Annotated in this window: 14 protein-coding genes; 10 read left to right on the forward strand and 4 right to left on the reverse strand. The window is 35.6% G+C overall.

Features of this window, described 5'->3' with window-relative positions; all coding sequences use genetic code 11:
* The first annotated feature begins 104 nt into the window (after positions 1 to 104).
* Together AC22L0_RS19420 and AC22L0_RS19425 are read left to right on the forward strand one after the other, a co-directional pair.
* On the forward strand, positions 105 to 815 hold the full coding sequence (locus tag AC22L0_RS19420) for a histidine phosphatase family protein (RefSeq protein WP_001042056.1): 711 nt from the start codon (positions 105 to 107) through the stop codon (positions 813 to 815).
* Positions 816 to 1,094: 279 nt separating this feature from the next.
* Complete coding sequence (locus tag AC22L0_RS19425; RefSeq protein WP_002196763.1) at positions 1,095 to 1,877, forward strand: putative protein N(5)-glutamine methyltransferase; 783 nt, start codon at positions 1,095 to 1,097, stop codon at positions 1,875 to 1,877.
* A 263-nt stretch (positions 1,878 to 2,140) separates the two neighbouring features.
* On the opposite strand, the gene AC22L0_RS19430 is transcribed toward AC22L0_RS19425, so the two are convergent.
* Positions 2,141 to 3,106 (reverse strand): quinone oxidoreductase family protein, encoded by a 966-nt coding sequence (locus AC22L0_RS19430; RefSeq protein WP_000645263.1) that lies wholly within the window; start codon positions 3,104 to 3,106, stop codon positions 2,141 to 2,143.
* 123 nt (positions 3,107 to 3,229) lie between these two features.
* On the opposite strand from AC22L0_RS19430, the gene AC22L0_RS19435 reads away from it, so the two are divergent.
* The 3 genes from AC22L0_RS19435 to AC22L0_RS19445 all read left to right on the forward strand — a co-directional run bounded on the left by AC22L0_RS19435 (position 3,230) and on the right by AC22L0_RS19445 (position 5,430).
* Positions 3,230 to 4,123, forward strand: a complete 894-nt coding sequence (locus AC22L0_RS19435; RefSeq protein ID WP_048568285.1) for a LysR family transcriptional regulator — start codon at positions 3,230 to 3,232, stop codon at positions 4,121 to 4,123.
* A gap of 300 nt (positions 4,124 to 4,423) precedes the next feature.
* Positions 4,424 to 4,936, forward strand: a complete 513-nt coding sequence (locus tag AC22L0_RS19440) for a DUF2690 domain-containing protein (protein ID WP_000473748.1) — start codon at positions 4,424 to 4,426, stop codon at positions 4,934 to 4,936.
* A 17-nt stretch (positions 4,937 to 4,953) separates the two neighbouring features.
* Complete coding sequence (locus tag AC22L0_RS19445; protein ID WP_000767004.1) at positions 4,954 to 5,430, forward strand: DUF2690 domain-containing protein; 477 nt, start codon at positions 4,954 to 4,956, stop codon at positions 5,428 to 5,430.
* A 112-nt stretch (positions 5,431 to 5,542) separates the two neighbouring features.
* Here AC22L0_RS19445 and AC22L0_RS19450 read toward each other — a convergent pair whose 3' ends face one another.
* Together AC22L0_RS19450 and AC22L0_RS19455 are read right to left on the reverse strand one after the other, a co-directional pair.
* A complete protein-coding gene (locus tag AC22L0_RS19450; RefSeq protein WP_001235431.1) occupies positions 5,543 to 6,079 on the reverse strand; it encodes a GNAT family N-acetyltransferase in 537 nt (178 codons plus the stop codon).
* Positions 6,080 to 6,307: 228 nt separating this feature from the next.
* Positions 6,308 to 6,796: a DinB family protein gene (locus tag AC22L0_RS19455; RefSeq protein WP_000903461.1), complete on the reverse strand. Its 489-nt coding sequence runs from the start codon at positions 6,794 to 6,796 to the stop codon at positions 6,308 to 6,310.
* Positions 6,797 to 6,980: 184 nt separating this feature from the next.
* Here AC22L0_RS19455 and AC22L0_RS19460 point away from each other — a divergent pair, with 184 nt between their 5' ends.
* Entirely contained in the window at positions 6,981 to 7,457 is a 477-nt protein-coding gene (locus AC22L0_RS19460) for a DinB family protein (RefSeq protein WP_002196761.1), read from the forward strand.
* 192 nt (positions 7,458 to 7,649) lie between these two features.
* Positions 7,650 to 8,687 (forward strand): DUF4003 domain-containing protein, encoded by a 1,038-nt coding sequence (locus tag AC22L0_RS19465; RefSeq protein WP_002196760.1) that lies wholly within the window; start codon positions 7,650 to 7,652, stop codon positions 8,685 to 8,687.
* Between the two features lie 82 nt (positions 8,688 to 8,769).
* Here the strand turns inward: AC22L0_RS19465 and AC22L0_RS19470 are convergent, their stop codons facing one another.
* Positions 8,770 to 9,534, reverse strand: coding sequence for a DUF817 domain-containing protein (locus AC22L0_RS19470; RefSeq protein ID WP_087965029.1), 765 nt, complete (start codon positions 9,532 to 9,534; stop codon positions 8,770 to 8,772).
* A 275-nt stretch (positions 9,535 to 9,809) separates the two neighbouring features.
* Between AC22L0_RS19470 and AC22L0_RS19475 the strand changes: the two genes are divergently transcribed.
* Genes AC22L0_RS19475 through AC22L0_RS19485 form a run of 3 tightly spaced genes read left to right on the forward strand, consistent with a single transcriptional unit; the run spans position 9,810 to position 12,791 of the window.
* Positions 9,810 to 10,844, forward strand: coding sequence for a FecCD family ABC transporter permease (locus AC22L0_RS19475; protein WP_087965027.1), 1,035 nt, complete (start codon positions 9,810 to 9,812; stop codon positions 10,842 to 10,844).
* Entirely contained in the window at positions 10,845 to 11,861 is a 1,017-nt protein-coding gene (locus tag AC22L0_RS19480; protein ID WP_048568281.1) for a FecCD family ABC transporter permease, read from the forward strand.
* Between the two features lie 21 nt (positions 11,862 to 11,882).
* Complete coding sequence (locus AC22L0_RS19485) at positions 11,883 to 12,791, forward strand: iron-hydroxamate ABC transporter substrate-binding protein (protein WP_000728198.1); 909 nt, start codon at positions 11,883 to 11,885, stop codon at positions 12,789 to 12,791.
* Positions 12,792 to 12,970 lie beyond the last annotated feature (179 nt).

Raw genomic sequence — 12,970 nt, forward strand, 5'->3', positions numbered from 1 at the left:
AGAAAGATAGCTTTTTTTATTAAGCGGATCTACTGACGTATATTTTGCTCAATGAATAATTGAGGTGGTAAAATTGATATAGAAACGTAAAGGGAGAGAATGAAATGAATAAGCGAGAAACACATAGCAATGAGAATGTAGTGACGTTATATGTTACAAGACACGGTAAAACAATATTAAATACGAATCATCGCGCGCAAGGTTGGGCAGATTCTCCTTTAGTAGAAAGAGGTGTTGAAGTTGCCACAAATTTAGGAACAGGATTAAAAGATATTCATTTTATGAATGCGTATAGTAGTGATAGCGGCCGCGCAATTGAAACTGCTAATTTAGTATTAAAATATAGTGAGCAATCAAAATTAAAACTTGAGCAAAGAAAAGATTTGCGAGAATTAAATTTCGGTATTTTTGAAGGTGAAAAACTTGAGAATATGTGGGATGTGGTTGGAAAAGCTGCAGGCGTTGCATCACCAGAAGAACTCTTGAAGCTTTCTATTCAAGAAGTGATTAATCTTATTAGAGTAGCAGATCCGACAAAACAGGCGGAAGATTGGGAATTGTTTTCTACTCGTATAAAAACAGAGATAGATAAAATTAGTGAAGAAGCTGCTGAAAATGGTGGCGGTAACGTCTTAGTTGTCGTTCATGGGCTTTTGATTACTACCTTAATAGAAATGTTAGACAGTAGCAAAACAAAACTTGGAGTGGAAAATGCTAGCGTGACGAAGATTGTATATCAAGATGGAACATACACAGTGGAGTCGGTTGGAGATATGAGTTATGTTGCAAAAGGGAAAGAAAGTGTGGAAATATAATACTATCTTAAATAGATATAAGAAAAGGAAGTTAGTAAAATCTAGCTTCCTTTTTATTTTTTAGTGCATCATTTATAAGGTTATATTGGGATATTATAATGAAACTTTCTATTGTGTAGAACGTTTCTTTGTTCAACAATCGGGTCATTTAATTGAATAAGGGCGTATTTTTTTGAATAGGACCACTTTGTTAAAAAGGATACATCCAATTTTTAGCGAATACAGGGTTATAAATAAGAAAAAGTGGTGAGATAAATAGGAAAAGAATGTAATTCCTTTTTGGACAATAAAACGGAAAAATGTATAATTAACAGACTTCAGAGCGCGGGTTGTGTTTTCGCAGAAGAAGAGACCCGGTTACTTATTTCAGCAGCCCGAACTCCAGAGGAGCTCAAGAGAATGGTGGAAATGCGAGCCAATGGTTTGCCACTTGAATATGTTGTTGGATACGCAGAATTTTGTGGGTTGCGGATAGAAGTCGACCGAGGTGTTTTCGTACCTCGTCAACGTACCGAGTTTCTTGTTCGCCAAGCAGAAGCTCTGTTATGCTTTGGTGATATCGTCGTTGATCTATGTTGCGGTTCAGGTGCTGTGGGTGTAGCTCTGGCGGCAGCTTTAGGACGAATTGAATTGTATTCTGTTGACATTGATCCTGTCGCAGTACGATGTGCTAGCCGCAACGTAACAAATTTCGGTGGCCATGTTTTTGAAGGTGACTTGTATAAAGCTTTGCCTCACGCACTTAAAGGCCATGTGAATACCCTAGTTGCAAACGTACCTTATGTTCCTACCGAGACAATAAAGCTGCTTCCACAGGAGGCCCGTCTACATGAACCGAAAATGGCGCTAGACGGAGGAGAGGATGGACTCGACATTCAGCGAAGAGTAGCAAAAGAAGCATTTCTCTGGCTCGCATCGGGAGGGCATCTTTTAATAGAGACGAGTGAAATGCAGGCAACTCAGACCTTTGAAATCTTTGCTGGTGCTGGGCTTACCACGAAAGTGACTAGAGATGAGGAATTAGATGCCACTGTTGTTATAGGATCAAAATCTAGTTTTTAGCTTAAATCGGTACGTAGCCTTATTCATAAATAAAAATGATAATTTTCTAGCAATATACAAATAAAAGAACATATGCAATTAAAGGGAGTTTTAATTGAGAAAAGAGCTCAAAAATTATTCGAGTGATACATGGGATCGTTATTTGAAGAAGTAAGGACATAACATATTAGTTATATAAAATATGTTATGTCCTTTCATTTATCAATTTTTTTCACTATAGGTCTTCACAAAATTTTAATCTAGCTTTCTTTTCATTTTATGAATTATGGGATCAATAAAATCTTCCCAGTACTTTTTCTGCTCTCTAATAATTCATGTGCACGGGCACCGTCTTGTAAAGAGAATGTAGTAGGACTTGCAATGTTCAATTTTCCAGTAGCGATCCAATCAAATAATTGAGTAGAGCGCTGTTTACGTTCTTCAAAAGTAGTAAGTACGTTCCAAAGGTCTCCGCCAGTTAAAGTTTTCGAAGTATCCATAAGCATACGTGGATCAATGGGCGCAGGATTACCACCGGCCATTCCGTAAAATACGACAGTACCACCGATTTTAGTAGCGTTAAAACTTTTCTCTAGTGTAGAGCCTACTGATTCATATACAACATTTACTCCAGTACCATTTGTTATTTCAAGTACTTTTGAATGCCATTTTTCAGTATATAAAAATACGTGATCAGCCCCAACTAACGTGGCTACTTTGGTTTTTTCGGTTGATGACGTAAGACCGATTACTGTTCCACCCTGTAGTTTAATCATTTGAATAAGAAGTTGACCAACGCCACCAGCCGCAGCATGGACTAAAGCTGTATCACCTTGTTTTATTTGATAGCTATCTTTCGTTAAATAATGTGCCGTTAGACCTTGCAATAAGATAGAAGCGGCTGTTTCAAAAGAAATTGAATCTGGAAGCGGGATTGCTTTTTCTGCTGGAACGGCAACTAATTCTGCATTTGCGAATGGAACGTCAGCAAATGCAATACGGTCTCCAGGATTGATAGTAGTAACGTTAGCACCTACTTCTTCAACGATACCAGCGCCTTCATAACCTAATATATAAGGAGGGTTACCAGCGAGGTGATAATCACCACGGCGTCTATAAATATCTGCGAAATTTAGACCGATTGCTTTCGTGCGGATAAGAATTTCATTTGGATTAATGATTGGATCAGGGATTTCTTTATATTGAAGTACATCAGCATCTCCGAATGTTTCGAAACAAAGTGCTTTCATATGGAATACCTCCATTTTATTGTTTGTCGATGCTCTTTATCATACAATATAAATATCAATAGACAAAGAGGATTATTCCGATGAAATCAATCGGAAATATCGATTGAAAAAGAGGGATGATAAATGGAGATAAAACAATTAATTACATTTAAAGTAGCAGCAGATACTTTGAACTTTACACAAACTGCGAAGAAATTAAACTTTGCTCAATCGAGCGTTACAGCACAAATTAAAACGTTAGAGGCTGAGCTCGATACACCACTATTTGAGAGATTAGGGAAACGTCTTTTCTTAACTGAAGCAGGAAGAAAGTTTCAACTATATGCAGACAAGATAATCGCACTTAGTAACGAAGCAAAGACGGCCGTGAAAGATGATGAGGAAATAGCAGGTACGTTAATAATTGGTGCACAAGAAAGTCAATGTACATACAGACTGCCTTCTATATTAAAGAGGTTTAAAATACAATTCCCCAAAATAAAGCTTATATTTAAACCAGCACATTCCAATAAAGATGCGAAGGAACAATTGATGGAGGGAAAAGTAGATCTTGCATTTATTTTGGACGAATGTAAAACAGAAGATGTTTTACATGTGGAACCACTTATGAAAGAAGAATTAAAAGTAGTAGCTGCTCCAGGGCATATTTTACTTGAACAGACTACTGTTTCTATAAAAGATTTAGAGAGTGAAACACTTTTATTAACAGAATTAGGCTGCTCATATAGAACTTTATTTGAAGAGCTATTTCGCGGGGAAGATCTATATCCAGCAAATAAAATTGAGTTTGTTAGTGTGGAAGCAATTAAACAATGTGTTATTGCAGATTTAGGTATAGCCGTTTTACCAGCGATAGTAGTAGAAAAAGATATACGGGAAGGGACGTTAAAGGAGTTAATGTTAAACGAAACAATACCTCCAATTTATACACAAATTGCTTGGCATAAAGATAAATGGATGACAGCACCACTGCAGCAATTTATTGATGTAACGAGGGAGTTTTTTACAACAAATTAAGTGGAGAAATATTTATTTTATATAAAAGAAAAAATGGCAATTTTGTATAAAGAACCGATGCTTGAATATAACAAGTATCGGTTCTTTTATGTTTTAAATAAAGGATGCTATAAAATGTGTATTTCTCAACTTTTTTTCTTACAAGGATAAGTAAAGTTCTTCGTATATTCCAATAATCATAAGGGAATTTACAACGTTAATTCGTTTTTGTAAGATGCCTCTAGGAAGCATGGAAGGAGGGCTGACACAGCAGTATAGGTTGTGTTTAGTATACATAATCATTTTGAGGGGGAATTAAAAATGTTTAAAAAGTTAATGAAAGTATGTGTGTTAAGTGTAGCGAGTGTAGGGGTATTATTTAGTTTTCAAGAAAGTACATTTGCAGCTACCGATCTGAGTAGCTATTATGACGGAAAAAATCCAGCAACAACGAAAGTATACGGGGGAAGTACAACATGTGATGCAGATGGATTTAATGCAAAGTCTACAGCGGTGTACGAAGGTAGTAAAAAAGTAGGAACAGTGTATTTACGTTACAGTAATACATGTCATGCGGCATGGTCTAAGCTTGTTTTAGATCAACCAGCACCTTCTGTTTCTGGAGGAGTATATGCTTACGCTGTTATTAATAAATATAAAAATGGTGTATTCCAAAAATCAGTAGATTCTAATAGTGGTAATGGAGCAATTAAAACGGGGCAAACGAGCACTTATACAGGAATGGTGTTTGATTTAACTGCTGATTTTGGTTATACAGCTGATGCCGAAGCAGTGACGATTAATAATGGTTACGGGAAAACTGGACGTTATTAATAAAGGAGTGGAATCCTGTGAAACTTATTAAAAAGGTAAGCGCATGTCTTTGTCTGGCATTGCTCGTCGTAACTAGTGTGTTTAGTACGACCAATAATGATAAAGCATTTGCAGAAGACCATTCGTATGATGGGAAAAGTCCGTATTACAATAGTTGTGATCAATCAGCAGTAACGAAAGAAAAGAAGTGGATTGATTCAAATTCTTATGTGGAATTAAAATTTAGCACGACGTGTAAAACAGCGTGGGCAAAAGTTACTGTAACTCGCCTGGCAGTTTATAATAATGAAGCTGATGCAAGGATTGTTAGAAAAACAGATGGAAAGGCATACACTTGCGGAAGTGCTGGAGGAAATGGTGTTGTAAATAAAGGGCAAACATCATGCTATACGCCAATGGTATATGATTTAGATCCAAGAAAAGCACAAGCGCAGGGGAAACATGCAATTCCGAATAGTGATGCATATAATTATGCGGAGACTATTTGGTATTGATACGATTATACATGTTTTAAGAGCTGTTATTTGATATAAAAATGAAAGAGCCTTACTGCATTTTATTGTGGTAAGGTTCTTTAAAATTGTTTAATAGATTAAGTACATTCATTTACAAAGGTCTCTCTATATAATCGCTTTTAAGTATGGCCATAATAATTTCATCTGAGTATGTATCGTTATAAAATAAAGATTGACGTAAGGTTCCTTCTTTTGCAAAACCAACTTTTTCATAAGCTTTAATTCCGCGTAAATTATGGCTAAATACTTCTAACTGTAAACGATTTAATGATAGTTGTTCAAAAACAAATCTTAAAACGATTTTAATAGCTTCAGTTCCATAACCTTGTCCTGTTAATGCTATGGAAAGCATTGATATTCTGAATCCTGCTCTTTTGTTCTCCTCATCGATATCTAAAATCGACAACTCTCCAATCATCTCTTCAGTACTTTGTAAACAAATAGCGAAATCATAGCGACTTGAATCATTATTTATATGATCTATATGTTTCGTAATTTGCTCCAATGAAAAAGTGGACTTAGTTCCAGTCATATATCTTATTTCATCATCCATTGTACTTTCTAATATAATAGGAGCATCTAGCTGGCAAAGAGGCCTTAAATAAATTCTTTCGCTCTCTAATCTCATTATAATTTTCTCCTTTAGTTAGTAATTGAATGTATAAATACTTAAACTTTCTTCAATGAGTTACATAAAAAATATGAACCTTAATTCGATGTTACATGAATTTTATAATGGTATGGTATACCTAAAACAAATAATAAAAGTTTTATACACAACAAAATGTATCAACGAGTTTTTTGATCATACTATTATTCTTGCTACTCATTCCGCTTTGAAATGAACATGAATGTATTAACTAAGGTCTGTATCAGGAGGAGTATATCCAAGGTGCCTAGCCATTGATACAATTTGTCCTTTATGATGAAACTCATGGGTTTCCGTATGAGTTAAAAGCCATAGCGGAGTTGTACTCCAAGGCCCTTTTTGCCACTTTACTTCATTTGCAATATTTTCGAGCCAACGGTCATTGTATTCATCTAAAAAACGTTGTACAGTCTCATCTACTAACTTAAATCTAGCGCGAACTTTTTTCACATCTGCATGCTCAATTTCGTAATCGCTAGCAAATGAAAAGTCTACTCGCTTTTGTTTAAATGCGAATGATCCAAGCCAGTATCGGTAGCAATCGGCTACATGAATATGAGTCTTTATAATGCTACCGCTCCCGAAATTAGGAACTGTGCTATGTAATTTTTCTACTGGGATTTCTTCCAAAAACGAAAATAGAGTTTCTCTTGTAGAGCTAATAAGATTATATTGCTGTTTTAAAACATGTAACATGAAATTAACACTCCTCTTTTATTTACTAAACTATTTGTGTAATAAGTAATTCTATATGTACGAGAGGTGAACCTTTTTATTATTTTTACTAAGCATATTAGATGTATTTCTTCATTGTTTCTGATAGATTAAACAAAGTGAAACTTTAATGAATTGAACATTCTTAGTTCATAATAAAATGTACATGAAGAAGGAGAACGATAAAATGAATAGAATAATTGGTCTAAAACAATTTGAAATAACGCGCGGGGCATTACTTAAATTTATGGAGACGCTAGATGATAAAATTGCAGATACGCAGCCAGAGGGTTTTAACAATACAATTCGTTGGCATATCGGTCATGTATTAACGGCAGCAGAAGTTTTCATGTTTGGAAAAGAATTCAAACAATTACCAACTGAATATCCAGGTATGTTTGGATATGGATCAAGACCATCTAAATGGACAACAGAAGGACCATCATTAGAAGTGTTAACGGTCCAATTAAAAGAACAAGCAAAACGTATTAAAGAAATTCCAGCAGAAGCATTTGAAAATAAACTGCCAGAGCCATTTCTAGGATTGGAAACAGTTGGTGAGCTTTACGGTATGATGCTTTATCATGAAGCTGATCATATTGGACAAATGAAGGCGATGGAACGTATTATTAAAGCTCTTTAGTCTTAATTGCATATAACAAGCAATACAGGTGTAATGTTAAATGATATAAACAAAAAAGGTAGATAAATTATTATCTACCTTTTTTGTTTAACTTCTTGAAGGATTAGGGATTATCATCGTGATGCTGATGAAGAAGGATAAGAGGATTTTATAATTTTTATGGTGTGATTATTAATTGTAGTATTCCTAAATATGGAATATAAGTATAATGATAGAGAAGAACTAGAAATAGGGGTGAATACTATGATTACATTAGAGCAAAAGTTGGAGCAATATAAACATACATATGTACAGTTAAAGGGAGAACTAAAATGGAAAACGAGCGATTCTCGAACAGGAATGATGATTGCTGCTATGTATGCAGGTAGTGATAAACTGTTTGATCTCGGACGTTTTTTAGAAATTAGTAGTTATATTAAGAATCAGGTAGGGATGTTTTCATACTTAAAGTCTTATCATCGTTTTGTAGTGGCAGCAACATTAGATATTCACTTTACAGATTACAAGAAAGCTTTTCGGGAGTTTTTAGATTTATATGAACAATTGGTCACTGGTGGGTTTAGCCGGAGTATATTTACTTATCTCGCAGCAGCTGTACTTTTAACAGAAGAAAATGAACAGCATGGCGCGCACATTCAACGCTCGATGCAAGTATATAAACGCATGAAAAAGGATCACCTCTTTCTTACAAGTACAAATGATTATCCGCTCGCGGTTTTATTAGCAGGACAATCAGAGAATGTAGACACACTTATGGACCGAGTGGAACGCCTTTATCAGAAACTAGCGACAGCTGGTTTGCATAAAGGGAATGATCTTCAATTTTTGAGTCATATTCTTTCACTAAAGAAGGATGTCAGGGAAGAACTGTTAGTCGCAAAATGCACAAATATATGGAATTTGTTAAAGCAAGAAAAGGTAAAAGTAAAACAGATGCATTACCCAGCTATCGGGTTACTAGCGTTACTCGAGGATGGAGAAAAAGAGATTCATTCTATTAGAGCATTTATTGAAAAATTGCAGGGGGATAAATTGTTCCGTTGGCATACAGATACAAATATTCTTATTGCTATTCAACTGTTCGTAAGTCAGAAAGGTGAGGAAAGTAAAACTACCAACACAGGTTTACAAACAATGATAGAAGTCCTCATACAAGCACAACAGGCTGCTATGATGGCAACGATTGCCGCTTCATCTGCAGCAACATCTTCTGCTAGTAGTAGTTCATAATGTGTAAATCCTTTAATAAGGAAGGTAAAAAGCCCATCACTTTCTAATTAGTGATGGGCTAACTATTTTTACATAATCAGCATTATTTTTTCGACTCTTTCAAATGTTTGAGTTGTGTAACAATCATAATGCTAATAACAACGAGTAAAAACCATGAGCTGATTTTACTTAAGTGAACGAGATTCCAAGCTTCCCGTTGGTTTGGATATTGCCATGCACCGAAAAATGTTGCGATGTTTTCTGCAATCCAAATAAAGAATCCGATAAGAAAAAAGGAGAGAACGAGCGGCATTTTATATGTAACGCCTCGTAATGAAAATTCCACAAATGTTCGAAAGAAAACGATGAATAGAAGTAACGTTAAGAACCATCTAAAATCGTATAGAAAATGATGTGTGAAAAAATTGAAGTAAATCAGTGCTCCTAGAGGTATTACAAAAATAGCTTTCGGCCAATGATGCATTTGTAAATGCAATCTTCTCCACGCTTGGCATATGTAACTGGCAACACTTGCATACATAAAGCCGCTGTAAAGTGGAACTCCAAAAACCTTTGAATATGCCTCTTCCGGATAACTCCATGAACCGAAATGAACTTTATATATTTCTAGTAAAAGGCCGATGAGGTGGAAGACAGTAATTACTTTTAATTCGTCTTTCGTCTCAAGGCCAGTCTTGTACATAACCCACTGCATAAGAAGGCATACGATGAATATGAAATCGTAGCGGTATAACCCTGGGATCGAAACGATTTTTGAAAGGGCTAGTGTTAAGAAAATAACGACTGGGAATAAGCAGGATAATGCTTGTTCATAAGTAAAATAGAGTAGTTGTTTTATATATAACATTGCATCACCTTGGATGTTTTTATTTGAAAACTCAAAATAATGATTAAGTATACTACACTTTTAAAAATAAGCTAGTATTCTATTTTGCGTGTATTTGTAAGTTTTGGAAGGGAATTGTAATAAGTATTTTAATATTTAACGAAGTAAAAAAATAGTTTGCTATTTAAAAAAAGTGAGGATATAATATCTAAATGAAAATGATAATTATTATCAGTAATGGTTATAAATTAAAAATAATTATAAAAAACAACTGCATATAAAGGATGAAATGAAACATGTTACATAAGTCTACTATACATGCTGGCAATAACCGCTGGATACATATTAAGTTCATATGTTTTATGAGCTTAACAATTATATGTTTAATTGGATCTATATTTTTGGCCGTCGCATTTGGTGCAAAGGATATTCATTTGCAAACGGTGTGGACAGCGGTTTTTGATTACAATCCGAAATTAACGCAGCATCAAATCATTTACGAATTAAGGCTCCCAAGGGTAATTGGCGCAGCAGTTGTAGGAGCGGCTTTTGCGGTCGCTGGGGCTGTTATGCAAGGAGTAACACGAAATCCTTTAGCTGATGCAGGTGTACTTGGCATAAATGCAGGTGCGATGTTTGTAGTAGCACTTAGTTTTGCCTTTTTTCCGCATATGCCGTATTCCTATTTAATGATTGTCTCCTTTATTGGAGCGGTCTTAAGTACAGTACTCATTTTTATTATCGGATCGGCCACATCAGGCGGATTAACACCGATGAGATTAACGATCGCTGGGGCAGTTATGGCTGCGCTTTTACATTCGTTAAGTTCAGGTGTCGCGATTTATTATGACTTAAGTCAAGATTTAGCTTTTTGGTACGCTGGTGGTGTTGCAGGGGTTAAGTGGGAACACTTGAAATTTTTAGTTCCTATTATTCTCATAACAATTGTTTTTGCGACAATTTTAGGGCGGTCTATTTCACTCATATCAATGGGGGATGATGTCGCTACGAATTTAGGAGTAAAAACGAACCGAACGAGAATACTAGGGATGATTATAGTAGTCATTCTTGCAGGTGTAACTGTTTCAGCTGTTGGCTCTATTGGATTTGTAGGACTAGTTATCCCGCATATTGCTAGAAAATTAGTTGGTGTGAATTATCGACTCATTATTCCTATGTCAGCATTATTAGGTGCTATGTTATTAGTTTTAGCTGACCTAGGGGCAAGAACAGTAAACCCTCCTAAAGAACTGGCGATAGGAATTATGGTGGCTCTTGTTGGAGTTCCGTTCTTCCTCTATATAGCACGTAAAGTTGGGAGGGAGTTGTAAGTGAAGAAGATTTTAAACACAGATAAAACGAGAGCCGTTACTGTAACTACAATATTTGGTTGTATTAGTATCGCTGTCATTTTGCTTAGCTTAAATACGGGGACACTTAGCATTGCACCGCTCAAAGTAATTCAAACGCTTTTCGGTCATGGTGATTTTGAGAGTGCAACCGTGCTGTACGATTATCGTATGCCAAGAATTATAATCACAATGTTAGCTGGTATTGGCCTTGGGATTTCCGGTGCGATTTTGCAAGGGTTATCAAGGAATGCGTTGGCCGATCCTGGTATTCTTGGACTGCATTCAGGTGCATCTTTCGGGCTAATTATATTCGTTACTTTCTTTCATTCTATTAATGAGAATGCATCGATATTAATACCGTTATTTACATTTGGCGGAGGAGTATTAGCTGCATTTCTTATTATTTTACTTGCGAGTGATCGATCAAAAGGTTTACTTCCCATTAGACTTATTCTCGTTGGTATCGCGGTTTCAGCTGGCTTTAGTGCAATTTCGTTATTTTTCTCTCTCAAGTTAAATGATGAGACATATACATTCGCTTCTAGATGGTTAGTTGGTAACGTGTGGGGAAGGGATTGGATTCATGTCCTTGCATTATTACCTTGGATTTTCATACTAACTCCGTATGCATGGCTAAAATCTAAAACGTTAAATGCATTGTCACTCGGTGATAGTGTGGCAGCGGGACTTGGTGTTTCTGTTCAAAAAGAACGGTTACTCCTTTTAGCTACAGCGGTTGGATTATCTTGCGCGAGTGTATCGATGGCAGGAGGGATTGGTTTTATTGGTTTAGTTGCTCCGCATATTGCAAGAAAGTTAGTAGGTACTACGTATCAACATTTCCTTCCACTAGCTGGCATTATCGGAATGATTATTTTAGTGCTAGCAGATACGATAGGTCGTTCTATATTTGAGCCAAACTCTATTCCAGCTGGTGTAGTAGTGGCAGCTTTAGGAGCGCCGTATTTTCTTTATTTACTTACAAAAACAAAATAAATACTTCAAAGAGGAGAACATATGAAAAAGAAACTTACTATTTTATTTAGCATCATGTGTATTTTAGTACTAGCAGCATGTGGTCAAACGAAATCTAATGAAGAGGCAACGAAAAAAACGAAAAAAAGTAATGACCCAAAAATCGCCTCTATGTCTATTCATTTAACGAATGATTTACTTGCATTAGGAATTACACCAGTAGGTTCTGTTATTGGTGGAGATTTAAAAGATTTCTTACCGCACGCTAAAGAGAAGTTGAAAGATACGAAGAAGCTTGGTGTTGTAACAGATCCGAATATGGAAGCGTTACTTCAATTAAAGCCAACTGACATTTATGTTGATGAAAAATATGCTGGTAAAGATGTAGCGAAATACGAAAAAATTGCAAAAACGCATACTTTCAATTTAGATGAAGGTACATGGAGAGACCATTTAAAACAAGTTGGTAAACTTGTAAACCGTGAGAAAGAAGCGGATCAATATATTCAAGATTACGAAGAGCAATCAAAACGAGTAAAAGGTTTAATAGATAAAGAGCTAGGTAATAACGAAAAAGTAATGGCAATTCGCGTTACTGCAAAAGAATTACGTGTATTTAGTACGAAAAGACCGATGGGACCAATTTTATTCCAAGACTTAGGATTACAACCTGCAAATGGTGTAGAGAAAATCAATGGAAAACGTCCTTTCGAAGTCATTTCACAAGAAGTATTACCTGACTTTGATGCAGATGCGATTTTCGTTGTTGTAAATAGAGATGATAAAGCAAAAGCTGCATTTAAACAACTTCAAGAAACACCAATTTGGAAAGACTTAAAAGCTGTTAAAGGCAAGCATGTATATATTATCAATGACCAACCATGGCTTGACTATTCTGCTTTAGGTAACAAAATGGCAATGGATGAAGCAGAGAAAATGTTTACGAAATAATATAGTTTTGCTATTAGGAAAGGCCCTCTAAATTTGGAGGGCTTTTTATTATTGTTAGAATAAATGAAAAATTATACAATGAAGTTAATTTCGTGTAGAGGAGATGTGCCAATGTCAGCGCTTATTGTAAGTATCCCGTTTATAAAGCAGTTTATGGAACAAGGGGATAAATAGGCTAA

The sequence above is a fragment of the Bacillus sp. LQ01 genome, from assembly GCF_057624735.1.